The 23,076-nt window shown below is 32.4% G+C and carries 26 protein-coding genes; 3 read left to right on the forward strand and 23 right to left on the reverse strand.

The window, feature by feature from the left end; translation table 11 throughout:
- Nucleotides 1-39: 39 nt before the first annotated feature.
- From AC1RPR_RS06300 to AC1RPR_RS06335, 8 genes are all read right to left on the reverse strand, one after another.
- Complete coding sequence (locus tag AC1RPR_RS06300) at nucleotides 40-810, reverse strand: ABC transporter permease (protein ID WP_481761770.1); 771 nt, start codon at nucleotides 808-810, stop codon at nucleotides 40-42.
- Nucleotides 810-1,706: an ABC transporter ATP-binding protein gene (locus AC1RPR_RS06305; protein ID WP_481761806.1), complete on the reverse strand. Its 897-nt coding sequence runs from the start codon at nucleotides 1,704-1,706 to the stop codon at nucleotides 810-812. The genes AC1RPR_RS06300 and AC1RPR_RS06305 overlap by 1 nt, the downstream gene beginning before the upstream one ends.
- Nucleotides 1,707-1,851: 145 nt before the next feature.
- A complete protein-coding gene (locus AC1RPR_RS06310) occupies nucleotides 1,852-2,898 on the reverse strand; it encodes a hypothetical protein (RefSeq protein WP_481761771.1) in 1,047 nt (348 codons plus the stop codon).
- Nucleotides 2,898-3,791, reverse strand: a complete 894-nt coding sequence (locus AC1RPR_RS06315; RefSeq protein ID WP_481761772.1) for an ATP-binding cassette domain-containing protein — start codon at nucleotides 3,789-3,791, stop codon at nucleotides 2,898-2,900. The genes AC1RPR_RS06310 and AC1RPR_RS06315 overlap by 1 nt, the downstream gene beginning before the upstream one ends.
- A 2-nt stretch (nucleotides 3,792-3,793) precedes the next feature.
- On the reverse strand, nucleotides 3,794-4,165 hold the full coding sequence (locus tag AC1RPR_RS06320; RefSeq protein ID WP_481761773.1) for a GntR family transcriptional regulator: 372 nt from the start codon (nucleotides 4,163-4,165) through the stop codon (nucleotides 3,794-3,796).
- A 116-nt stretch (nucleotides 4,166-4,281) separates the two neighbouring features.
- On the reverse strand, nucleotides 4,282-5,874 hold the full coding sequence (locus AC1RPR_RS06325; RefSeq protein WP_481761774.1) for a CTP synthase: 1,593 nt from the start codon (nucleotides 5,872-5,874) through the stop codon (nucleotides 4,282-4,284).
- 220 nt (nucleotides 5,875-6,094) lie between these two features.
- Nucleotides 6,095-6,691 (reverse strand): DNA-directed RNA polymerase subunit delta, encoded by a 597-nt coding sequence (rpoE, locus tag AC1RPR_RS06330; protein WP_481761775.1) that lies wholly within the window; start codon nucleotides 6,689-6,691, stop codon nucleotides 6,095-6,097.
- A gap of 44 nt (nucleotides 6,692-6,735) precedes the next feature.
- The gene (locus tag AC1RPR_RS06335; protein ID WP_481761776.1) at nucleotides 6,736-7,176 is read right to left on the reverse strand and encodes a YwiB family protein; all 441 of its coding nucleotides are present in this window, start codon (nucleotides 7,174-7,176) and stop codon (nucleotides 6,736-6,738) included.
- 168 nt (nucleotides 7,177-7,344) lie between these two features.
- Here AC1RPR_RS06335 and AC1RPR_RS06340 point away from each other — a divergent pair, with 168 nt between their 5' ends.
- Together AC1RPR_RS06340 and yidA are read left to right on the forward strand one after the other, a co-directional pair.
- Nucleotides 7,345-8,712, forward strand: coding sequence for an HD domain-containing protein (locus AC1RPR_RS06340; protein WP_481761777.1), 1,368 nt, complete (start codon nucleotides 7,345-7,347; stop codon nucleotides 8,710-8,712).
- Nucleotides 8,702-9,517, forward strand: coding sequence for a sugar-phosphatase (yidA, locus tag AC1RPR_RS06345; RefSeq protein WP_409021948.1), 816 nt, complete (start codon nucleotides 8,702-8,704; stop codon nucleotides 9,515-9,517). Before AC1RPR_RS06340 ends, yidA begins: the two co-directional genes overlap by 11 nt.
- 59 nt (nucleotides 9,518-9,576) lie before the next feature.
- On the opposite strand, the gene AC1RPR_RS06350 is transcribed toward yidA, so the two are convergent.
- A complete protein-coding gene (locus AC1RPR_RS06350) occupies nucleotides 9,577-9,735 on the reverse strand; it encodes a hypothetical protein (protein WP_481761778.1) in 159 nt (52 codons plus the stop codon).
- 17 nt (nucleotides 9,736-9,752) lie between these two features.
- Nucleotides 9,753-10,109 (reverse strand): DUF3899 domain-containing protein, encoded by a 357-nt coding sequence (locus AC1RPR_RS06355; protein ID WP_481761779.1) that lies wholly within the window; start codon nucleotides 10,107-10,109, stop codon nucleotides 9,753-9,755.
- Between the two features lie 144 nt (nucleotides 10,110-10,253).
- Here AC1RPR_RS06355 and mscL point away from each other — a divergent pair, with 144 nt between their 5' ends.
- Entirely contained in the window at nucleotides 10,254-10,703 is a 450-nt protein-coding gene (gene mscL / locus AC1RPR_RS06360; RefSeq protein ID WP_409021944.1) for a large conductance mechanosensitive channel protein MscL, read from the forward strand.
- 729 nt (nucleotides 10,704-11,432) lie between these two features.
- On the opposite strand, the gene AC1RPR_RS06365 is transcribed toward mscL, so the two are convergent.
- The 13 genes from AC1RPR_RS06365 to AC1RPR_RS06425 form a co-directional block, all read right to left on the reverse strand.
- Complete coding sequence (locus tag AC1RPR_RS06365; protein WP_481761780.1) at nucleotides 11,433-11,597, reverse strand: hypothetical protein; 165 nt, start codon at nucleotides 11,595-11,597, stop codon at nucleotides 11,433-11,435.
- Nucleotides 11,598-12,488: 891 nt separating this feature from the next.
- A complete protein-coding gene (locus AC1RPR_RS06370; protein ID WP_481761781.1) occupies nucleotides 12,489-13,004 on the reverse strand; it encodes a hypothetical protein in 516 nt (171 codons plus the stop codon).
- Nucleotides 13,001-13,624, reverse strand: a complete 624-nt coding sequence (locus tag AC1RPR_RS06375; RefSeq protein WP_481763396.1) for an ATP-binding cassette domain-containing protein — start codon at nucleotides 13,622-13,624, stop codon at nucleotides 13,001-13,003. Before AC1RPR_RS06375 ends, AC1RPR_RS06370 begins: the two co-directional genes overlap by 4 nt.
- Nucleotides 13,625-13,655: 31 nt before the next feature.
- Nucleotides 13,656-14,351 carry a hypothetical protein gene (locus AC1RPR_RS06380; protein WP_481761783.1) on the reverse strand — a complete coding sequence of 232 codons (696 nt, stop codon included), beginning with the start codon at nucleotides 14,349-14,351 and terminating at the stop codon, nucleotides 13,656-13,658.
- The gene (locus AC1RPR_RS06385; protein ID WP_481761784.1) at nucleotides 14,315-15,013 is read right to left on the reverse strand and encodes a hypothetical protein; all 699 of its coding nucleotides are present in this window, start codon (nucleotides 15,011-15,013) and stop codon (nucleotides 14,315-14,317) included. Before AC1RPR_RS06385 ends, AC1RPR_RS06380 begins: the two co-directional genes overlap by 37 nt.
- Nucleotides 15,000-15,818, reverse strand: coding sequence for a hypothetical protein (locus tag AC1RPR_RS06390; RefSeq protein WP_481761785.1), 819 nt, complete (start codon nucleotides 15,816-15,818; stop codon nucleotides 15,000-15,002). The genes AC1RPR_RS06385 and AC1RPR_RS06390 overlap by 14 nt, the downstream gene beginning before the upstream one ends.
- A 49-nt stretch (nucleotides 15,819-15,867) precedes the next feature.
- Nucleotides 15,868-16,281, reverse strand: a complete 414-nt coding sequence (locus tag AC1RPR_RS06395; protein WP_481761786.1) for a hypothetical protein — start codon at nucleotides 16,279-16,281, stop codon at nucleotides 15,868-15,870.
- Between the two features lie 487 nt (nucleotides 16,282-16,768).
- Nucleotides 16,769-17,746 carry a ribose-phosphate diphosphokinase gene (locus AC1RPR_RS06400; protein ID WP_481761787.1) on the reverse strand — a complete coding sequence of 326 codons (978 nt, stop codon included), beginning with the start codon at nucleotides 17,744-17,746 and terminating at the stop codon, nucleotides 16,769-16,771.
- Nucleotides 17,747-17,836: 90 nt separating this feature from the next.
- On the reverse strand, nucleotides 17,837-19,228 hold the full coding sequence (gene glmU / locus AC1RPR_RS06405) for a bifunctional UDP-N-acetylglucosamine diphosphorylase/glucosamine-1-phosphate N-acetyltransferase GlmU (protein WP_481761788.1): 1,392 nt from the start codon (nucleotides 19,226-19,228) through the stop codon (nucleotides 17,837-17,839).
- 201 nt (nucleotides 19,229-19,429) lie between these two features.
- The gene (gene purR, locus AC1RPR_RS06410; protein WP_409021938.1) at nucleotides 19,430-20,260 is read right to left on the reverse strand and encodes a pur operon repressor; all 831 of its coding nucleotides are present in this window, start codon (nucleotides 20,258-20,260) and stop codon (nucleotides 19,430-19,432) included.
- 185 nt (nucleotides 20,261-20,445) lie between these two features.
- Nucleotides 20,446-21,273, reverse strand: a complete 828-nt coding sequence (locus AC1RPR_RS06415; RefSeq protein WP_481761789.1) for a metal ABC transporter permease — start codon at nucleotides 21,271-21,273, stop codon at nucleotides 20,446-20,448.
- Entirely contained in the window at nucleotides 21,234-21,926 is a 693-nt protein-coding gene (locus AC1RPR_RS06420) for a metal ABC transporter ATP-binding protein (RefSeq protein ID WP_481761790.1), read from the reverse strand. The genes AC1RPR_RS06415 and AC1RPR_RS06420 overlap by 40 nt, the downstream gene beginning before the upstream one ends.
- 9 nt (nucleotides 21,927-21,935) lie before the next feature.
- Nucleotides 21,936-22,898 carry a metal ABC transporter substrate-binding protein gene (locus AC1RPR_RS06425; RefSeq protein ID WP_481761791.1) on the reverse strand — a complete coding sequence of 321 codons (963 nt, stop codon included), beginning with the start codon at nucleotides 22,896-22,898 and terminating at the stop codon, nucleotides 21,936-21,938.
- Between the last annotated feature and the right edge of the window lie 178 nt (nucleotides 22,899-23,076).

Raw genomic sequence — 23,076 nt, forward strand, 5'->3', positions numbered from 1 at the left:
AAAGTGTATCGTCAAAAATTAATTGACGATACACTTTTTTTAAACATTTTTACGTTTGAAAACAAAATAACCTAAAAATAAAAATAGTGCCGTATAAGCTAGATTACCTATAATCAATTCGTTATTCGTTAATTGAGTTAGTTTTTCAAACTCCTGTCCGTCTGCCCACTGATTACTTAAATTCATCATATTAAGTGGATTCCATTTAATCCAATCCCATTTAGCAATAGCTAACATTTGGATTCCTGATAAAATAGATGTTAAGAAATAAAAAACAATACCAGCTGCAATCGAAGCACCTGAACTACTAAAGATACTAGCCAATAATAATACCAAACTTAAAATCAACCAGGTACTAATAAAATTCCCCACTAACGTTGTTATTAAAGACATAACAATCGTTTGGTTATCTATTTTATCTGACAAGGATACCATTGGTAAAAGCACTAATTTAGCTATAATTGAAGCCACGAATATTAAAACATTCAAATAAATCGAATAGATTAATATTGTAAGCCATTTACTAGCTAAAACAGCTCCACGTGAATATTTCCGATAAAGCAAATCCTTAATTGTACCAAACTGTGTTTCCATAGCAATAATAACACTTGCTGACGCAATTAAAATGAAAATAATTAATTGAATAGATCCAAATCCACTTTGTACCATGCTTGCTGGATCGAAAATCGAACTATATATTTTTGTTAAAAGTGCTACCCCAAAAATAAAAACAAGTAATATCGCTGATATAATCGCTGTAGATTTCTTTTTACCTAACTTAAATAATTCTTGTTTAACTAAAGTTAACATTAAGCCTTACCTCCGTCATTACTATCTAATAAATTCAATAGTGATTCTTCCATATCATGTTCTTGATGACGTACATCATTTATTTGAATTTTATTATCGTAGAGCACTTGGATAATATTTGCTAAAGTATCTTGTTCGTCTACCTTTACTTTAACTGTTTGATCAACTGCCAATTCATAATTAGCGGCCTTTAAAAGAACTTTAGCTTGCTCGTTTGACGTCGTCTCTAGTAAAACATATCGCTTACTACTATCACTTAATTCAGTAGTAGACATTGCTTTCATTATTTTACCTTCATTTAAAATAATAAAGTGATCAACAATTTTCTCTAATTCACCTAAAATATGACTTGAAATCAAGAACGCTGTCCCGCGTTTAGATAACTTTAAAACAAGTTCGCGGACATCACGTGTTGCTTGAGGATCTAATCCGTTCATAGGTTCATCTAAAATAATTAATCTTGGTCTATTTAATAAAGCTAATGCAATTCCTAATTTTTGCTTCATTCCTAATGAATATGATTTAGCTTTACGATTAATGTAATCTGTCATATGCAAATCAGCAACAATTTCATCTAATTCTTCTTTGGTATTGATTTCAGAGAATAATTTTAAATGATCATAGCCACTTAAAAATGGATAGATACCAGGATATTCAATTAAGGCACCAACTTCTTCTAACCCTTGATGGCTAGTTGTTGATACAATTTTACCGTCAATTGTTATTTCTCCAGTTTGGTAATTTGATAATCCAAGAATTGATTTCATGATGGTTGTTTTACCAGCGCCATTAGCACCAACAAGCCCAACAATCTCACCTTCTGCGATTGTAAAATTAATACCTTTGAGGACTACCTTTTTACCGAAACTTTTAGTTAAATTGTTTATTGTTAACATTTCTTTCAAATTGAATCCCTCCCAATAATTGCTTTTACATTCCTATAAACAGTAGTTTAGCACAATTCCCTTTTATTACATACTAACAAGTCTGTAAGGTCAAAATGGCTACCTATTCTTAGAGAAATAGGTAGCCATTTTACTTTTATTTTTTATTTTTCGAAAAAATACGTTGCAATTTTTGACTAATATTTTGTGGACGATAAATAACAATATAAGCAACAATGACTGTAATACAGCCGCTTATCAAGCCATATCCTATTTTTTCCCCAATTGTATCATAATTAACTACAGCCATTAAAATAGCTATATAAGCCGTTGTAAAAATGAGTAGTGGTAGTTTTAAATAATCGAATTGTAAATAAGGACTATCCTGTTCTAATGATAATTTGTTGAAATAATGAACTGCCATCACTATCATCAATAACCCAGCAATCAAGTATATAAATCCTAGTACAAGATAATAAGTATTAGACATGTCTTGCGTTTGATCAAAAATGAATCCTTCAAAGTAAGCAAACCATATCAAGGCCGAGCCAGTGAATCCCAACGCAGTGACGACAGATGCTACAACCCGACGAACTAAAACACCTACCACAAGGCCAACACTGTATAGCGCAATCAATTGACTACTATCTAAGAATAAATGTATCATTCTATCTGATATAAAATTTGGATTACTTACTGAGATAGCTACATCAGCAACAAATGTTGTTATAATTGAACCTACAATAAAAGTAAGTAAGGCAGGTAGTAACATTAGACCAATTTTTTTTAAGAAAATGCGTTTTCTAGAAAATGAGCTTGAAAATATAAATTCATTAAATTTAGTTTGCATATCATACATATTAGTAAATATCCCTAATAAGATAGCACCCAGACTAAAAATAACTAGTGCTGTTTTTGCATTTTGAAATGTACCATCATGAATACTTACATCTTTTATTTTAATATTATTTTTTTCATATGTTGCTCTGCTAACTGAACCTATTTTACGATGATCCGCTTTTGCCGAATCTTTTTCACTTTGAACAAACTCTGTATAAGTAAGATTGGCCGCGTCTATTCCCGTAGTGTCAACCGAATTATGTAGTGTAAACCCCATAACAACCACAATAAGTGCAACAAGTGATAAAACAATCCACTTATATCTCTGCCAAATAATCTGATTCAATCTTCTATTAACTGTCACTACTTCCCACCTCCGGTATTTTCTTTAGCCGAAAGACTTGCTCGGAATAAATCTTCCAACGTTAACGGTAATTCTTCGAATAATGCCGGATCTTCAGCTTCAATTTGAGCTTCAATTTCATCTGAATAGTGTTCAAATAAAACAGTGACGACACGACCTTGAATACTCATTGCTCGGCTATTTTCTTTAATGAAAGCTGGAATTTCTTTTGATTTAAACACCAATTGAACTTTTCGTGATTCTGAACGCGTGTCTTCCAAACGATAATCACTCACAATATGTCCATCTTTTAAAACCATTGCGCGATCGATTAATCGATCTAATTCTTCTAAATTATGTGAAGAAATAAGTACACTTCGCTGGTCTTCAGCAACGGCATCAATAATAATTTGGAAAACTTGTTTACGGACAATTACATCTAACCCGTCCAGTGGTTCATCTAAAATAACATATGGTGCACCAGTGGAAAAGGCCAAAATAATATTAAATAATCCTTGCATCCCTTTAGAAAATTGACGATATTTTGTTTGTTTAGGTAGGTTGTATTCTGTGACCCAATTATCATATTTTTGACGATCAAACGTTTGATAAGCGAGTTCATAGAATTCGACAATCTTATCTATTGTGTAGCTGTCTAAAAAATTATTCTGTGTATCTAAATAAAAGAGTTTTTCCTTCAATGATGAATCTTCTTTCATCCATTGATCATCAATTAAAATATCACCTTGATCTGGTATGTATTGGCCTGAAATTGATCTGAATAAGGTTGTTTTACCAACTCCATTACGACCAATTAGACCCACTATTTCCCCTGGGACTAAAGACATATTAATATCATTAAGTATCTCTTTGTCACTAATTTTCTCTGATAAACCTTTAATTTCAAATCCCATTCTTAGTCCTCCTTTTCAAAATACGACTTAACCCAACCCTGAATCTCATCTTCTTGGACACCGAGATAGGTCACTTCTTTAATCGTATCTAACAATGCCTCACGATTTTTTTGGATTTGTCGTTCATCGCGATTGCTCTCATTATTGGCTTTGACATATGTCCCTCGACCTTTAACTGTCACGATTACATCCTGTGATTCTAAAACTTTATACGCTTTACTAACCGTATTTGGATTCATTTCATGAATTTTAGCCATTTCTCTAACTGACGGCAACTTGTCTTCTGTCTGCAAAATTCCTTTAAAAATATCTTCTTTTATACCTGATATCAATTGTTCATAAAACGGTTTACTACTCGTCTTATTAATTTGCAATTATCTCACCTCATCCATGTGTACTATAATACATAGTACACATATTAAATACAACCCTTTTAGACATAAAAAAAGAGATAATAACAAATTGTTATTATCTCTTTCAATTACATTTATTAAACTGTAGCGTTCACAAAGGCTTGGAATAAACCTTCTGGACGTTGTGGTCTTGATAAAAATTCTGGATGGTATTGAGCTGCCACAAAGAATTTATTTTCAGGAATTTCAACAACTTCAACTAAACGATTATCTGGAGATGTTCCAGCAAAAACCAATCCTTTATCAGCAAGTTGTTCACGGTATTCGTTATTAAATTCATAACGATGACGGTGACGTTCTTGGATAACTTCTTGATTATCATAAGCTGCAGCTGCTACCGTTCCTGGTTTTAATTTACATGGATATAAACCAAGACGTTGTGTTCCACCCATATCTTCAACATCTTCTTGATCTGTCATCAAGTCGATAATGTTATGTGGTGTTTCTGGAACAGCTTCAGTTGAATGTGCGCCTTGGAGCCCAACAACGTTACGTGCAAATTCAATACATGCCATTTGCATACCAAGACAAACACCTAAGAATGGAACATTATTTTCACGCGCATATTGAATTGAAAGAATCATCCCTTCAAGTCCACGATTACCGAATCCTCCTGGAACGATGATTCCATCAGCATCTTGCAACGTTTCAACAATATTACTTTCATCTAATTTTTCTGCATCAACCATTGTGATTTTAACATCAGCATCAACAGTGTATCCAGCATGTTTCAATGCTTCGGCAACAGAAATATAAGCATCTGGCAATTTAACATATTTACCAACCAACGCAATATTGATTGTTTTCTTCAAATTTAAAACTTGTGTTTCAAGTTTTTGCCATTCAGTCATATCTGCTTCTGGTGTTGTTAATTTCAAATGATCAACAACGATTTGGTCCATTTTTTGTTTTTGTAACGCTAAAGGAATCGTATATAATGTATCAACATCCATTGATTCAATAACGGCTTCTGGTTCAACATCACAGAAATTAGCTAATTTATTACGCATATCTTGCGAGATATGTTCTTCAGTCCGAACAACCAACATATCTGGTTGAATACCCAATCCGCGTAATTCTTTAACACTATGTTGTGTAGGTTTCGTTTTCATTTCACCTGCAGCTTTTAGGTAAGGAATCAATGTTGTATGAATATAAATAACATTATCTGAACCGACATCAGCTTTCATTTGACGTAATGCTTCAAGGAAAGGCAATGATTCAATATCACCAACAGTTCCACCTATTTCAGTAATTACAACATCAGAATCCGTTGTTGTTCCAGCACGCATAATTTTTTCTTTAATTGTATTTGTAATATGTGGTATAACTTGAACTGTGGCACCCAAATAATCACCACGACGTTCTTTTTGTAAAACTTCTGAATAAATTTTACCAGTCGTTACGTTTGAATATTGATTTAAGTTAATATCAATAAAACGTTCATAATGACCAAGATCTAAATCAGTCTCTGTACCATCATCAGTTACGAAAACTTCCCCATGTTGATAGGGACTCATTGTTCCTGGATCCACATTGATATAAGGATCAAACTTTTGAATAGTAACTTTCAAGCCTCTATTCTTTAATAAACGGCCAAGAGATGCTGCAACAATCCCTTTACCAATTGACGAAACAACGCCACCTGTAACAAATATATATTTGGTCATTATAAATCTCCTTTGGGTTAATTTTTGTGGGGATTCTGTGTTTGTGGCCTGATAGTTATTGTTCATTATGTCTATAAAAAACAACAAGCCCCCTAAGCCGAGTAGAATAATCTAATCAGTGTAGGGAGCTTGTATCAACCGTGCGTTTGTCCTCGCAAGAAATACCTGCGAGGCGCCCAAAAAATATATTACAGGGTTTTGACGAAATCGTCAAGTCCTTTTAATTATTTTCCTCGTCGTCTTCTGCATCTTCATCGGATATTTCAGATAATTGATCTTCAATACCTTCTGGTAATTCTTCTTCATCATCAGAATTACTATCAGCTATTTCATCTAAATCTTTATCATAACCTTTAATTTCTGTATCTTCATCATCATCTTCGTCGTCATCTTCATAAGTTGCATCTAAATCGTCGTCCTCAGGATCATCATCATTGTAATCAATAACGTCATCATCATCAGCGGCATCTGCTAAGAAAGCATTAACTTTCTTACGTTTTTTACGTTTAGGACGATCTTCATCGTCTTCATCTTCTACATGAGCAACAGCTTCATCGATTGAATCGAAGGGATACCATGAACGTAATCCCCATAAGTTCTCTCCAAGTGAAATGAAGCTACCATCAGCATTTAAATCTGTGTAAAATTGTGATAAGCGATCTCTCACTTCTAAATCATTTTTACCAAGATATGTTTGGATTTCATTAGTTAAGTCAGCAAAACCCATGACGTCACCATGTTGCGATAAGATTGCGTGAGCAACCTCGATCATTGATAACTCGTCTTTGTTTTGGCCATCGAATTGTTTAAGCTCCAACTAGCACACGTCCTTTCCAAAAGTCTACTCTTAATCATACATTTTTATGCCGTAAATTGCAATCGTATATTATAGTCTCCCAACAATTCACCGCTTGTTGTTAAGCGATAATCAATATCAAGTGATCCCGAAATTGGTTGGCTATTTAACTGACTTTTTAATTGCGTTGTTTCAATTTCAATTGGAATACGACCATACGCTGTTTTATAAACCCCATTAATTTTTTTTTGCGCTAAAAAAATTAATTTTGTGCGTATATCATCTGTTTCTCGAGTTAATTGAATTTCACCATCATCTTGCAATTTAAAGGTAACTGGATTTTTTTTACCAGACTCTGCGTCTTCTTCTTTATATCTGATATACATCCCATCGCCTAAACGAACGAGTTGTCCCGTTGTTTCGATGACATAGCGTTCAACTTCGCCTTCTTGTGTTTTAATTGTTTCCAAATGGATCGCAATTTGTTTATCTAACGTGATTGCCATACAACTTAATTCCTCCATTCACCTTATCGTTTCACTGTATTATAACTTAGATTTAAATGAATGTCGTTACCTATAATCATCATTATGTCATGACTAAATTACGAATGTTCGTTATAATAGAAGTATTACGAACTTATTTACTATCTAAATTTTCGAGGAGGGATTCTATTGCTCGAACAATCGCCGTTACTTGCTAGAGAAAAAGTGTTACGTGATCCTATTCACGATTACATTTATGTGCAACATCAAGTTATTTTAGATTTAATTAATACTAAAGAATTCCAACGTTTACGCCGAATTAAACAGCTCGGTACAACTTCATTAACTTTTCATGGAGCGGAACATTCACGTTTCACCCATTCCGTGGGTGTTTATGAAATCACACGTCGAATCTGCGATAATTTCCAACGAAATTATCCAAGCAAAGAAGCTGGCGACGGTTTATGGGACGACTCCGAAAAATTAGTGGCGTTATGCGCTGCTCTTTTACACGATATCGGCCATGGTCCATACTCACATACTTTCGAGCACATTTTCAAAACGGACCACGAAGCTATCACTGCTCAAATTTTAACTGATCCATCAACTGAGATTAATCAAGTTTTAGCAAAAGTTTCTGCTGATTTCCCAGAAAAAGTGGCAAGTGTTATTCAAAAAACGTACCCTAATCCACAAGTTGTCCAATTGATTTCGAGTCAAATAGACGCTGATCGAATGGATTACTTATTACGTGATTCTTACTACACTGGTACAAATTATGGTACATTTGACTTAACTCGGATTTTACGTGTGATGCGTCCTTATAAAGGCGGGATTGCATTTGATATCAATGGGATGCATGCCGTTGAAGATTATATTGTCAGCCGATTCCAAATGTACGTCCAAGTTTATTTCCATCCTATTTCTAGATCAATGGAAGTTATTTTAAGTCATTTATTAAATCGGGCTAAATACCTATACGAAAATAATCGCTTAAGTGCCGAGGATTCACCAAAATTATTGATTCCACTTTTTAAAAATGAATTTTCATTAGATGATTATTTACAATTAGATGACGGTGTTTTAACCACTTACTTCACGGAATGGCGTCAAAATACTGATAATATCTTAAGTGACTTAGCTGTCCGTTTCCTGGATCGCAAACCATTTAAATCAATCAAATTTGATGAAGAGACTGTTGATTTATTACCTACTCTAGAACGTCTTATTGAATCAGCTGGCTTTCAACCTGACTACTATACGGCAGAAAATGACAGTTACGACTTACCTTATGATGCCTATGATCCAACCAAAGATAAGCCGCGCACCCAAATCGAATTAGCTCAAGAAGATGGTTCACTTGTTGAATTATCTAGCGTCAGTGACCTCGTTGCTTCTATTACTGGTAAAGTATCAGGCGACCGTCGTTTCTTCTTCCCAAGAGAATTAGTAAAATCAGAGAACGATTTATTCACTGACATTTATACACAATTTAGAACTTATCTTAATAATGATACTTTAATCAACCCAAAGGAGAATACACAACATGACAATTAAATTAATCGCAATCGATATTGACGGTACTCTCGTTAATGATAAAAAAGAAATCGCCCCAGAAACTATTACTACTATTAAAGCTGCTAAAGCTGCTGGCATCAAAGTTGTCCTTTGTACCGGACGTCCTTTAACAGGCGTTACAAAATACTTAGAAAAACTCGGTTTAACATCAGATGATGATTTTGTTATTACTTTTAACGGTGCTTTAGTTCAAGTTTCAGGCTCTGGTGAAGTTTTAATTCATCATACGTTAGATATTAATGATTACAACATAATCGAAGAAACAAGTCGTGAATTAAACGTCCATGTTCATGCTGAAGATCAAGCATTAATGTATACACCTAATGCTGATATCAGTGAATATTCTGTGGCAGAGTCATTCTTAGTTCAAATGCCTATTCGTTTCCGAAAACCTGAAGAAATGGACAAGAATATCGTCATTTCGAAAATGATGTATATTGATTATCCTGAAGTTATTACACGTGTCGTTAAGGAATTACCCGCAAAAATTACCGATAATTATTACTACGTTCAAAGTGAACCTTACTTTTTAGAACTCCTAAACAAAAATGCCAGCAAGGGAAATGCCGTTATGTCCTTGGCTGATAAATTAGGTTTCACCAAAGACGAGGTTATGGCACTTGGTGATCAAGGTAATGATTTATCAATGATCCAAGCAGCAGGTCTAGGTGTTGCCATGGGTAACGCCATTCAAGAAGTTAAAGATAATGCTCAAGCAGTAACTGCTACTAACGTTGAGTTAGGTGTTGCTAAAGCAATCCAAAAATATGCATTAGCTGATTAAATAAATTAAAAACGGACCTAACTTTGAATAATCAAAGTTAGGTCCGTTTTTTTGGCGAATTATCTTCTAAACAACAATCGCATAAATTCTCTAAAAGATAACTTTGATTGCTTAAATTGTTTATATAATGATCCAGCATTTTCTGCAAATCCACCATCTACAAAGTATGCTCCTACAGCAAAACACAAAACGATGATAATACCCAAAAAAATATTCATGACATCATCTCCCTAGTTTAAATAGTCACTAATACAGCAATCAAAATCAATAATGCACCAACAATAAAACAACTACGCATCAATGGTGATATTTTAAGCGGACGATTTTTTTTACTTCCTACACTTTTAACATCAATTTTACGTTCATTATAATCTTCTTTAGATTCACCTTTATCTCGTCGTTTAAACCAGCCAGCGAATAGTTGTGCTTGGCTCAAAATTAATATAATGCCGACTAGAATTAATATAATGCCAATATAAAAATATACATTAGATAAAGAAAAACTATCCCCTCCAACACGGATCCAGATAATCGCAGTAATGATTGCCAGTACACTTAATAAAAATGTGACATTCCTTTTAGCCTGTTTCATGATAGTTAGTTCCTCGCTCGCTTTTAATTTGTGCTTTGATTATATCATTCAAACCTATTAACTCACAATTTTCAGTTCACTTATCCTATAAAATCCGTTATACTTTAAGATACAGTTAACCAAATTAAAGGAGACTCATCAAACATGTTAAAAGAATTTAGAGATTTTATCACTCGCGGAAATGTGATGGATTTGGCAGTCGCTGTTATTATTGGTGGTGCATTTACAACAATCGTTAAGTCTTTCACAACTAACATCATTGGTCCTATCATTGCACTTGTCGTCGGTAAAGTTGACTTGTCAGGGATCGTTCTCACAATTGGTGATACAACTTTCAAAATCGGACAATTTTTAGACGATGTCATTAACTTTATAATCGTAGCCTTTGTTATCTTTATGTTGCTTAAAGGAATCACAGCACTTAGAAATGCAACAAGTAGATCTAATGATAAGGAAGAAGAATCTTCAGAAACGACATTAACACCTACAGAAGAATATTTAAAAGATATCCGTAACTTACTAGCTGAAAGAGATAGTGACTTACCTCGAGAAGCATCAAAAAAAATTGAAGAAAAAATTGCAAAAGAAGACTAAATAATAATTAATAAAAACTTGATTCTGATTTTTAATCGGAATCAAGTTTTTTTATTTTACTTATATTTTATCTTTTTTACATCACATTTTCTTCACAACTACTTGTTATGATAACTTCATACCTTAATTAATAACTTTTAAATTTTAATTTATTTCCCCGAATAAATTAATTTAACTCATAACTAATTTCTCCCCTGAAATTAATTATCTCTACTCCCTTTTTCCGTCAGTCTCCCCGGACTGACGGTTTTTTTATACCCTTAAAATTAAAGTGTATCGACTATAAAATCATAATATTCAAGCGTTATAATCTGTAGTAATAAATAACAATCTAAGATTATTTTGGTCCCCCTTTTTAACATTACGAGTACTGTCTCTAATTAAATATACGTTTGAAGTCTAAGTTTAATGCCCAACCTAATTGGTTATATTCTCAGATTAGACACAAGACTATTCTGAGAATCGATTAGCTCTATAATAAATTAAAAAGAGAAGTCTCCAGATTGATTTCTGATTACTTCTCTTTTTAATTAGTTTTTATTCTATTTTTTTAACTTTTTTTCTAGTTCTAATATCTTTTTTGTTGTTAATTCATTAAGTTTAGCAGAACTAATTATTACTTTTCGTCTAGCTTTCTTATATTTATATAAACATACACATAAGTAAATGTAGAAAGCAATCCAAATACAAAATAATACTAAAGGCATAACAAGATAAACTAGATCATAACTATTCATTATTTTTCCCTTCTAATCTACTTATTTGTTCTTGTTGCTTCTTTTCCACATCATTAAGTTCGGTAATTTCTTTTTTATATTTCCGCATTTTTAAAATCATAAATACAAGCGTACCAATTAATAAAAATATTAATACTTTTATCTCAAATTCTATCATATTCTTCTCCTTCTATATTATTAAGGAACCTACAAAGACTATGAAAATAGTAACTAAAGTTACCCCAAGTTCTGCCCCAACACTAGTTACTGTACTAGACGTACTAAAAGCCATAGATATTTTGGGTAACTCTCCTGCATAATCAAAGTCAGGCTCTCTAAATTTTTTAATATAATATTATAATCTTGTACCGGATATGGATCACTCCCTATTCAATTAGACTCTTCATAAAGTATCTTAATTCCATAAATTATTTCACCTTTAATTAATTGACTAATTATTCAACCCTTATTCAATCAAAATATTATAGAATAGACTTGATAGGTTACAAACAATTCAAATGAATCTTTAATTTTCATTTACCTTCTGCTAGCCTTAAACAGTCTTATAAGTTATAATTTAACAATTCTTGAGCTAAAAGAACCATAGCAACACTTTCTTAAACTATATTTACTACCTTTTAATATACACTTTATCAATTTTAAAGGGTAGTAGAAAAGTTGTATTTAATAATCAGCTCAAATAGTGCTTTATTCTAAGAAAATCTTTATGTAAAAACTACTAAAATATTATATATCCTATACTTTCACCCCACAAAAAAAGTAATCATATTTTATCCTTTTTACGTCACATTTTCTTCACAACTACTTGTTATGATAACTTCATACCTTAATTAATAACTTTTAAATTTTAATTTATTTCCCCGAATAAATTAATCTAACTCATAACTAATTTCTCCCCTGAAATTAATTATCTCTACTCCCTTTTTCCGTCAGTCTCCCCGGACTGACGGTTTTTTATGTTGAATTTGAATACTTTAAGAATAGTAAAAAACAGCCCTAGCATTACCTGCCGGGACTGTCTAAATTAATTTAATTTACCTAGTGATATTCACTTAAAATCACTTTGATAGATATATTTTATATTAGTACCTGGTTTGGACGAAGTTAAAAACACTAAATTAAAAGAACGATTACCAGAGCCTTTTCTAATAATTGCTTTTAAAGTCTTATGATTTATCCCGACATGCAGCGAAGAATCAGATTCACCTTTTTCATTAAGCATATCAGATTGGGTCACATCATAAGAACTATTCATAACAAATAGCCCTCCGAGTGGAAAGTCACCATCTTTTTTTGATTCAATATCGACATCAATACTGTCATTGTAGTAAGCTTCGTCTGAGTCTTTAGTGACGTGATGCTTGATTTTAGTAAATACAAATTTTTCATTTACTATTTTTTGATGATTAGATGTTACAAACACATTCTTAATTTGACTGTTTTTATATTGTTCGGTTACTGCTGCATGAGCATTCCATAACCATACAGCGCTTGCTAGTAAGCAGATGCCTCCCAAAATAAGTAATCCTCTCTGACTTAGTTTCCACGAATTTTTATTTTTCATTTTAGAATAACTCTACCTTCTGAAATGTGAATGATTTTATCACTCACTTCGTTTAAGAAAACACTATCATGATTAGAAATAAGGATTGTTTTCCCTGCTGCTTTTTGATCGATAATTAACTGACGCAAAAAGTCTTTTCCACTATCGTCTAGTGCATTACTAGGTTCATCTAATATTAAAATAGGTGCATCATTGATTAAACAACAAGCAATTGAGGCCCTTTTCTTCATTCCTAATGAATAGTGTTTAATCGCACGCTTATCATTAGGATCTAGTCCAACATAAGTTACCATTTCGTTCAATTCATTCTTAGTCATTTTATGACTATTTAGTTGATTAATTAAGTCCAAGTTTTTAAGAACTGAAAAATCTTCTAACATACCAATACTATCCATAGAAAAAGCAATGCTGCTTGAAAAAAGTTCATCTACTCTGATATATTTTCCATTAACCCAAACTTCACCTTCAGTAGGCTTTACAAACCCAATAATCGTATTAAATATCATGGATTTCCCAGCACCATTTGGCCCACTGAATCCACAAACGATTCCTTCTTCAATTGATAAATTGATATCTACTAAAATATCTTTTTGCTTAATTCTTTTGGAAATGTTTTTCAACTCTATTATTTTCATTTTTACACTACTTTCTTTAAATAAAATCAATATCTTTAATTTTTATAAGTGAGATAATGATGCAACTCAATATAATCGTTAATAAAATTATAATGTTAACCGAATTATGATTAGGGTTAAATCTAGAGAGCATTGTTGCGTCTATAATGGATATGTGAGAAATATAAACATCTAATATTATGACTGCTAAACTCCCTATTAAGGGTAGTATAAAATCATCTAATAAAAATGACGCTGTTGATAACAATACAAGATAGGTGAAACTAAATATAAATAGATAACTATAGAAAGCTAAATGTGAGATACCAAAACCGTTTATAATCACTATCAAAAAATAAAAAAAACTATTATAAATTCCTAACATCAATAAATTGCTAAATAAATAATTTTTATATCCAATATTATGTAGAATTTTAAAATCTGATTTCCATAGTAACATTTGTGAATTTCCAATAGCTAATGCTGGAGAAATCACAAAGATGAACCAAAATAAAGGAAAAGATTCTCCCTCAGTATCTAACGAAGCACCATATAGTAAGCTCGTCATACCACTCACTTGATCTCTTTTGCACAATATGATCATCATCGTTAGCATAATAAAAATGAGCACCGTACGCCATTTAGAATAATAAATCGTTAAATAAATATTTCTAAAAACTAAGATACTGAAAAACTTCAATTTATAGAGTATTCTTTTTTTGATAAAATCCATCTTTGAAAAACCTCCAAAATAATAAAAAAGAGTAGTATAAAGAATATATTTTGAATTAAATATAACGTGTTAACACTATATCCAAGACTGATTATGCCATGATTAAAAAACAATCTAATCCCTCTTTCGTTCAAAAATATTTCTAATTGATAATAACCATAAATTAAAAATAACGATATAATTTTATTTCCTGTGAGGCAATAAAAGGACGCTATTAAATTATAAAAAACATACATTGCGATAAAATAAATAACCATTGTAACTAGCTGATAGCCATTTATATTATATTTTAAATTATCCTTATTTAAAATTAAAAAAAGGATTCCAGAGATAACAAATGCACAAATATATATGGCATAAAAGTAATTCACTTGTACTCTCAAAAAAGAAAAAGGTTTTCTTATATAATACATAATTGGAAATTTAGAACCCTGAAAGGGTAATAATATCAATATTGGAAAGAAAAGAATCATTATATTTTCAATATTTAAACTATTTTGTAGTCCTCCTTGGACTACGTCAATAAAGGAACTATTCTTTTCATTACCTAAAAATAAATAATATTCAAAAAGAGATAAAATAATTAATAAACAGAACGTAAGAATATCTATTACCCAGTCACGAGACCGTTTAGTTTTTAAATATATTTTAAATAATCGCATTACGTTTTACTCCCATAAAATTAAAAAGATAAGCTACAATGAGAACCAAAAACAAAATCCCCATAATAAATGATAAAGGAGGTAGGCCCTCCGCGGGTCCTCCTACCATAGGAAGCGACAAAGGTGCAGCAAGATAAAAAGGAAATACAGCAGCTAAAACACTTATAAATAAGCACAGTAAAAAACTAAAACTAACCACACTATAAATTGTTTTTACATATAAACTAACACTCGCGGCAACTACAGAAAAAACACCTGCGAACAAACCTGCAAGTAAAATATAAAATAAAATCCCCGTATATGATTGCTGGAAAAGGTCCTTCATAAAATATGTTGAATTCGATGCAAGTCCCAGATTATTATTTAATACAGCATCTAATGGTTGATTAGGGAATAAACACCATGCTACTAATAAATCCAATAATAAAGGTAGTATCCCAATCAAAAATCCTGAAATAAAGCTTAAGCTAAATGAATGAATAGAATAATTAATAATTCCCTTTTTTTGTACATATTGTTTAATAAAACCTGTTTGTTTATCCTCGAAGACAATTAGATTCAAACCAATCACTGAAAATAAAGGTAATAACAAATAAAATAAAGCTGAAAAATCGCTACCAGTACCACCTATACCTATCCATGTTGTAATCACAGTAAAAGTTAAATTAGAACCATCTAGATAAGTCCTATTAGGTAACATATCCATAGACACGTGAACTACTATTAAAGCAAAACCCACTAATATGCCATAAAAATATTGTTTCTTCGCCATACGCGACAGCCAATAAGAATTCATTTTTTTCACACCAATCTTTTATTTTAATATAATGCGTAAGAGAGCACATTATTTCTTCTTATCTATCAGGTTTCCAATTACCATCAGCACTACCATATGCATGAATACTATTTACAATATATGCATTGTTTCCTGTTCCATACCACTCTACTAAATAATTAGTTAATTTTGTCTGTCCTTTAGATTTAATAACATATTTTTTTCCTTTAGAAACAGATACATTTCCTGTACGACCAGCCTTATAAGAGTGTCCCCAAGCTTCCACACGTATTTTTCCCGATATCTTTTTGATGTTTAATTCATACGCAGTTTTACTCCACTTTTGAATTCTATAAGTTTCGTCCCAAGGATCATTCCATCTATTAGCAAGATGAACATAATTCGGATTGTTAGCCTCTACACGATCTGAACTTAAAATTGCTATACCAAAAACACATATTGCAACTAAAATAAATGACATTAATTTTTTCATAAAAACTCCTTAAAATTCTCCCTTACGCATTTAATATTATATATAAATAATTAACTCAAAACAATAATATTCAAGTTAAAAAAGACTTTTATAATTTATATATAATATAAAATTAATGCTAATATTAATAAAAAATCACTTTAATGTTGTTTATCATTCTTAGTAAGATCTATTAAGTCCTAAGATATTCAAGTAAACAGACTGCTTACTACTCTAACGTACTAACTACGAGAAGAACTTTCTTCCTTTTTACGTCACATTTTCTTCACAACTACTTGTTATTATAACTTCATACCTTAATTAATAACTTTTAAATTTTAATTTATTTCCCCGAATAAATTAATCTAACTCATAACTAATTTCTCCCCTGAAATTAATTATCTCTACTCCCTTTTTCCGTCAGTCTCCCTGGACTGACGGTTTTTTTATGTCCTAAATTTGGATACAAAAAAAGTTAGACAACATTAGTTATCTAACTTTCTTAACTTTATTTTTCATTATGGAAACGATTTTTAAATAATGGACTAACTGGTTTGTTTTCATGAATTCTCGTGATTGCATCCCCAATTAATTGACCCACTGAAATTTGAACTAATTTATCAATTTTCTTATCTTCAGGTAACTGAATTGAATCTGTTACGATAAATTGCTTAATAGGTGATTTTGCAATTCTTTCAACAGCTGGACCTGATAAAACCGGATGAGTTGCACTTGCGTACACTTCAGTTGCACCGGCATCCATTAAAGCCTGAGCAGCAAGCGTAATTGTTCCTGCCGTATCAACCATATCATCAATTAAGATACAACGTTTGCCTTCAACGGTACCAATAATGTTCATCACTTCAGCAACGTTAGCTTTAGGACGACGTTTATCAATAATTGCAATAGGTGCTTTCAAGAATTCTGCTAATTTACGAGCACGTGTCACTCCACCATGATCAGGTGAAACGACAACAGAATCTTTATCTAATCCTTCGGTTAAGAAGTAGTCAGCTAATAAAGGTGCACCCATTAAATGATCAACTGGGATATCAAAGAATCCTTGAATTTGAGCAGCATGCAAATCAAGCGCTAAAATTCTTGTTGCACCAGCTTTTTCTAACATGTCAGCAACTAATTTTGCTGTAATTGGTTCCCGTGAACGTGCTTTACGATCTTGACGAGCATAACCATAGTAAGGAATAACGACATTAATTGATTTAGCACTTGCGCGACGCAAAGCATCAATCATAATTAATAATTCCATAATATTGTCATTGACGGGTGCAGATGTTGATTGAACAATGTAAACATGATCTCCACGAATACTTTCTTCAATATTAATTCTGATTTCACCATCACTAAAGCGATCTACAGAGGTTTTACCTAATTTAACACCAACAGCATCAGCAATTTTTTCAGCCAATGGTTTATTCGAGTTCAAAGCAAAAATTTTCAACTTTGGATCAAAATAATGTTCTGACATATGTGCCTCCAGTTATTTAATTTTCCCTACTTAAAATTTTAAATATTAATCAAGTAAATTGCAAGTTAAAATCCGATAAGAATTCGCTTACTAATCAATTTCTGGTGCATGAGCTACTGGTAATTTGTCAAAATAACCTTTTTTATTCACTTGACGACCACGAGCAATACCCATATCGTGTGAATCAATATTATCTGTAATTGTTGATCCGGCAGCGATAAATACATGATCACCAACTTCTAGTGGTGCAACTACATTAGATCCACTACCAATAAATGAATGATCACCAATGTTGGTATGGTGTTTATTAACGCCATCATAATTAACAAAAACGACGCCGCAGCCGACATTAATATCTTTACCTAAAGTGGCATCCCCGACATAAGTCAAATGACCAACTTTAGTACTCTTACCGATAGTTGCATTTTTAATTTCTACAAAATTACCGATATGAGCAGCTTCACCAATATGTGCTTGAGGACGTAAGTGACTGTATGGTCCAATGTTACTCATTGTTTCCATTTCAGAATCTTCAAGATATGATGACGTAACAGTTACCTTATCATGAATAATACTATCAATAATTTCAGAATGAGCACCAATGACACAATCTTCACCAATGACTGTATTACCTTTTAAGTAAACGCCTGGTTCTACAATTGTATCTGAACCAATTTTAACATTATATTCGATGTAAGTCGTCTCAGGATCAACTAAAGTCACACCATTGCGCATATGTTTTTCGTTAATCCGGCGTTGCATAACTTTAGTTGCAGCAGATAAAGCCACACGATCATTTACACCCATTGATTCAGAGAAATCTTTCATGCGGTAAGCTGCGACTATCTTACCTTGTTTTTTAAGAATTTCCATAACGTCAGTTAAGTAATATTCACCTTGTGCATTATCATTTGTTACTTCATGTAAAGCTTCAAATAAAGTTTTATTATCAAAACAGTACACACCTGTGTTAATTTCTTGAACATTAGCTTCTTGAATTGTGGCATCTTTTTGTTCAACAATTTTTTCAACAATCCCAATATCATTACGAATAATTCGACCGTAACCCGTTGGATCTTCTGCTTGTGCTGTTAGAACAGTTGCAGCAGCACCTTTTTCTTTATGATATTCAAATAATTCACCAAATGTTTTGGCAGTAAGTAACGGTGTATCACCATTAGCAATAATGGTCATACCCTCTTTATCTTTTAAGATTTTTTCTGCTTGAAGGACAGCATGACCAGTTCCCAATTGTTCTGCTTGAAGAACATATTCTGAGCGATTGCCTAACGTTTCTTCAACCTGCTCAGCACCATGTCCCACAATAGTAACAACTTCATCCATATTATTTGCTTCAATTTCCGATAAAACGTGGTCAACCATTGGACGCCCAGCAATCGGATGTAACACTTTATATAGTTTAGATTTCATTCTTGTACCTTTACCGGCAGCAAGAATAATGGCATATTTAGCAACTGTCATTAGATAGTCTCCTCCAATTATATTCTAATATTCTACCTTAATAATAGCTTAAACCCGTATGCGTTGCAAGATTTCGAATAAATATGCTTACTTTATTCGAAATTAAAAAACACTTGATTTTAAATTATTATTGGAATTTTCTAAAAAAAACTTAATGTTAAATTTAACATTAAGTTTTCATATAAATTATCTATTAACTTTTTATTTTTTAAATGTTTTTGTTAAATAATTTCCTTCACTAACATGAATGGTTTTGTCTGTATGATTAATTTCATCAACTTTTAACAATGAACTATAATCATCAACAATTCGGTCACCACTAAAGGCGCCCTCAGCGAAAACGGAAATACCGACTAAGTTTGCTTCAAACTCTTCGATTAAACTCTTCATTCCGTTAACTGTGCCGCCACCCTTCATGAAATCATCTACGATTAATACGTTAGCACCACGTTTTAAACTACGCTTTGATAATTCCATTTTTTCAATACGTTCACTCGAGCCAGATACATAGTTAACACTAACGGTTGAACCCTCGGTAATTTTTGAATCGCGACGCACAATAACAAATGGCACATTCAAAAATGTTGAGACACTTTGTGCGATGGGTACACCTTTAGTTGCAACTGTCATAACGGCATCAATTTTTTGGTCTAAGTACTCTGTTGCAATCAAGCGTCCTACTTGACGTAAAACGTCAGGACGGCCAAGTAAATCAGATAGATAGACATAGCCACCAGGTAATAACCGATCTTTTTCTGATAACTCCTCAGTCATTGATTCAATAAATTCACGTGCTTCTGCTTCATCAATAGATGGAATAAAACGTGCACCGCCAGCTGCGCCAGGAATTGTTTCTAGCGTTCCCGTGCCTCGCTCTCTAACTGTACGTTTTACAATCGCAAGATCTTCACTGATTGATGATTTAGCTGATTCATAGCGTTTTGAGAAATACGTCAAAGAAACCAACGTATGTGGTCTTTCTAGCAAATAACGAGTCATATCAATTAATCGATCGCTTCTTCTTGTTTTCATATATATATCAGGCCTTTCTTTTAAACATATCTAGTATTCAAAGTGTGATTTTCATTATAACCCGTTTTACCGAATAATAACAGTAAAATGCCAAAATATAATTATTAACGTTCGGTTTTTAATGATTTTCTAATAAAAAAACAAGCTATTTTTAAAAGTAGCTTGTTGATTGTTAATATTCGGTTTTATTTTTGTTTATTAATTTGAAGTCTAACGGATATAACTTTAATAATACTGCATATAATGAAAATCGTAATGAATAATAGCGTAATCGTTGCGCCAGGCGGTGTATTAAATTGGTAAGATGACATTAATCCGCCAACCATCCCTATTACACCAACTATCACACCAATTATAATAACCAGATTAAAGCTACGACCCAATCGCATTGCAATTGCTGCAGGTAAAATCATAATTGCAGAAACGAGTAGTGCCCCGGCAATTGGCATCATTATAGCAATCGTCACACCTGTAACTGCGTTAAAACTAATTGACATCAATCTAACCGGTAACCCTTCAGCAAAAGCCGTCTCTTCGTCAAAAGTTAAAACATACATTGGCTTTTTGAATAGTAGGAAGAGAACGACAATTAATACAGTTAAAATTGCTAAAATGATAACCTGCGCTGAACTAATCGTCACAATTGAACCAAATAAATATTGCTGTACACTCATTGAACTGGCACCTTGATTTAAACTCATTAAAACTAAGGCAATTGATAGTCCGGCAGACATCATAATGGCAATTGAAACTTCTGAATACGTACGGTATAAATTGCTTAAAAATTCAATTAAAACTGAGGCAATTAAAACCACAATCAGTGTGGTAATTGTTGGATTAATATTAACAAACAATCCTAACGCGACCCCTGCTAACGAAACGTGTGACAATGTATCTGCCAAAAGCGATTGCCTTCTTAAAACTAAGAATAATCCCAATAACGGCGTAATTACTGCCATTAAAAGTGAAGCAATTAAAGCTCGTTGCATGAATCCATCGAGAAACATCTCCATTGTGAGTCCTCCTTTCTAACTAATTTAATGTGACGATCAATATATTCTGAAACATCTTCATGATCATGCGTTATCATCAAGATACCTTTATGATGCGTATGGGCTTCATGTTGTAATAATTCGTAGAAATCGTGACGCGATTGTTCATCCATCCCTGTTGTTGGTTCATCTAAAATAAATAAATCAGGATCTGCTGCAAAAATACGGGCTAAACAAACACGTTGTTTTTGACCACCAGATAATTCACCAATTTTATGATTCTTAAAGTTCCACATATTAACTGTTTCAAGTGCTTTTTTTATATGTTCATGATCATTTTTATTCAGACGTCTTAACCAACGATTTTGTTGGTAACGGCCTGATGCTACTAGTTCATATACTGTTGACGGAAACCCCGCATTAAATGATGAAATCTCTTGTGGGATATATCCGACACGTAATTTTTTATTATCTAAATTAGTTTTAGAAATTTCAGCAGTTCCTTTAGCCGGATGTAATAGGCCAAGTACATTTCTAATTAAAGTTGATTTTGCAGCACCATTTTCACCAGTTAAAATGACAAATTCACCCGAATCAATGTGGAAATTAATATCTTGTAAAACAGGTTCTTCATCGTAATAAAAGGTAAGATCTTTGACTTCAATATATTTCATCTATTCTCCTTATTTAACAACCGTTTTTAACGATTTTAAATTATCTTGCATAACTGAAAGGTATGTTTCTCCATTTTCGATTTGAACTTTTGATAGTCCTTCAATTGGATTCAATCCTTTAACCTTAATATTTGTTTCTTTAGCTAGCATATTCGCAATTTTACTAGAATCATTAGATTCAGTAAAAATGGTATCTACATGATACTTTTTAATATACGTTTGTAGCTCTGCCAAACGTCTTGGACTAGGTTCTTCATCCGAAGAAATACCCGCAACCGCAACTTGCGTTAGTCCATATTGTTTTGCCAAGTAAGCAAATGCAGCATGTTGCGTAACAAATGTTTTATTCTTAGCATTTTTAAATGTCGTTTTATATTCTTGATTTAATTCCGTTAATTTTTTCAAATAAGCATTTGTTCGTTTTACATAATACTTTTCATTTTTAGGATCTTGCTGAATTAATTCATTTGAAATGTTTTTAACCATTTTTTTTGCGTTTTCAGGATTTAACCAAATATGAGGGTCATAATTATTAGTCGATGAAAATGAACTTTCCTCTTCTTTATTAGCTAATTCAGCCTCTTCACTTTTCAATTCTTCGTTCTCATCAATCATTTTAATTGAATGACTAGAATTTAAAATCTGCGTTTGTTTTTCATCAATACTTGATTTCAAACTTTTAACCCACGTTTCCATATTATTACTACTATAGATAAAGATATCTGACCTCGCAATTTTACTAATATCCTTTGCACTAGGTTCGTAATCATGCGGTTCTGTCCCGGCAGGCATCAACATTGTTATATCTGCGTTATCGCCTGCAACTGCCTTAGTAAATTCATACACTGGGTAAAATGTCGTGATAACCTGTAATTTATTAGACTCTTTCTTAGTTGCCCCTTGCCCACACCCGGTCAATACAACAACTAACATCGTGAGTACTATGCTTACTAAAATTAATTTTTTTTGCATGGTTTCTCCCTCATTTTTTCAAATCGTAATCTAAATAGTAATCAATACCATTACCGACAAATATTAGAATATCATTTTAGGTACAGCTACGTCAACTTTTTTAAGTGTCACTACGGTGTTAAGCTGTCATTCGTATAAGTTCATCTTGTTATAATAACTGTATTTAAAGTCGACCTGT

The sequence above is a fragment of the Dellaglioa sp. CoH-57-MRSF-22 genome (assembly GCF_056781895.1).

Coding starts and splice junctions, on each gene's coding strand:
- AC1RPR_RS06425 (WP_481761791.1), bottom strand. CDS start 22,898: ATGCAAAAAAAATTAATTTTAGTAAGCATAGTACTCACGATGTTAGTT.
- AC1RPR_RS06335 (WP_481761776.1), bottom strand. CDS start 7,176: ATGGCAATCACGTTAGATAAACAAATTGCGATCCATTTGGAAACAATT.
- yidA (WP_409021948.1), top strand. CDS start 8,702: ATGACAATTAAATTAATCGCAATCGATATTGACGGTACTCTCGTTAAT.
- AC1RPR_RS06300 (WP_481761770.1), bottom strand. CDS start 810: ATGTTAACTTTAGTTAAACAAGAATTATTTAAGTTAGGTAAAAAGAAA.
- purR (WP_409021938.1), bottom strand. CDS start 20,260: ATGAAAACAAGAAGAAGCGATCGATTAATTGATATGACTCGTTATTTG.
- AC1RPR_RS06350 (WP_481761778.1), bottom strand. CDS start 9,735: ATGAATATTTTTTTGGGTATTATCATCGTTTTGTGTTTTGCTGTAGGA.
- AC1RPR_RS06400 (WP_481761787.1), bottom strand. CDS start 17,746: ATGTCAGAACATTATTTTGATCCAAAGTTGAAAATTTTTGCTTTGAAC.
- mscL (WP_409021944.1), top strand. CDS start 10,254: ATGTTAAAAGAATTTAGAGATTTTATCACTCGCGGAAATGTGATGGAT.
- AC1RPR_RS06325 (WP_481761774.1), bottom strand. CDS start 5,874: ATGACCAAATATATATTTGTTACAGGTGGCGTTGTTTCGTCAATTGGT.
- AC1RPR_RS06415 (WP_481761789.1), bottom strand. CDS start 21,273: ATGGAGATGTTTCTCGATGGATTCATGCAACGAGCTTTAATTGCTTCA.
- AC1RPR_RS06370 (WP_481761781.1), bottom strand. CDS start 13,004: ATGAAAAATAAAAATTCGTGGAAACTAAGTCAGAGAGGATTACTTATT.
- AC1RPR_RS06420 (WP_481761790.1), bottom strand. CDS start 21,926: ATGAAATATATTGAAGTCAAAGATCTTACCTTTTATTACGATGAAGAA.
- AC1RPR_RS06385 (WP_481761784.1), bottom strand. CDS start 15,013: ATGCGATTATTTAAAATATATTTAAAAACTAAACGGTCTCGTGACTGG.
- AC1RPR_RS06305 (WP_481761806.1), bottom strand. CDS start 1,706: ATGTTAACAATAAACAATTTAACTAAAAGTTTCGGTAAAAAGGTAGTC.
- AC1RPR_RS06395 (WP_481761786.1), bottom strand. CDS start 16,281: ATGAAAAAATTAATGTCATTTATTTTAGTTGCAATATGTGTTTTTGGT.
- AC1RPR_RS06355 (WP_481761779.1), bottom strand. CDS start 10,109: ATGAAACAGGCTAAAAGGAATGTCACATTTTTATTAAGTGTACTGGCA.
- glmU (WP_481761788.1), bottom strand. CDS start 19,228: ATGACAGTTGCTAAATATGCCATTATTCTTGCTGCCGGTAAAGGTACA.
- AC1RPR_RS06315 (WP_481761772.1), bottom strand. CDS start 3,791: ATGGGATTTGAAATTAAAGGTTTATCAGAGAAAATTAGTGACAAAGAG.
- AC1RPR_RS06380 (WP_481761783.1), bottom strand. CDS start 14,351: ATGGATTTTATCAAAAAAAGAATACTCTATAAATTGAAGTTTTTCAGT.
- AC1RPR_RS06365 (WP_481761780.1), bottom strand. CDS start 11,597: ATGATAGAATTTGAGATAAAAGTATTAATATTTTTATTAATTGGTACG.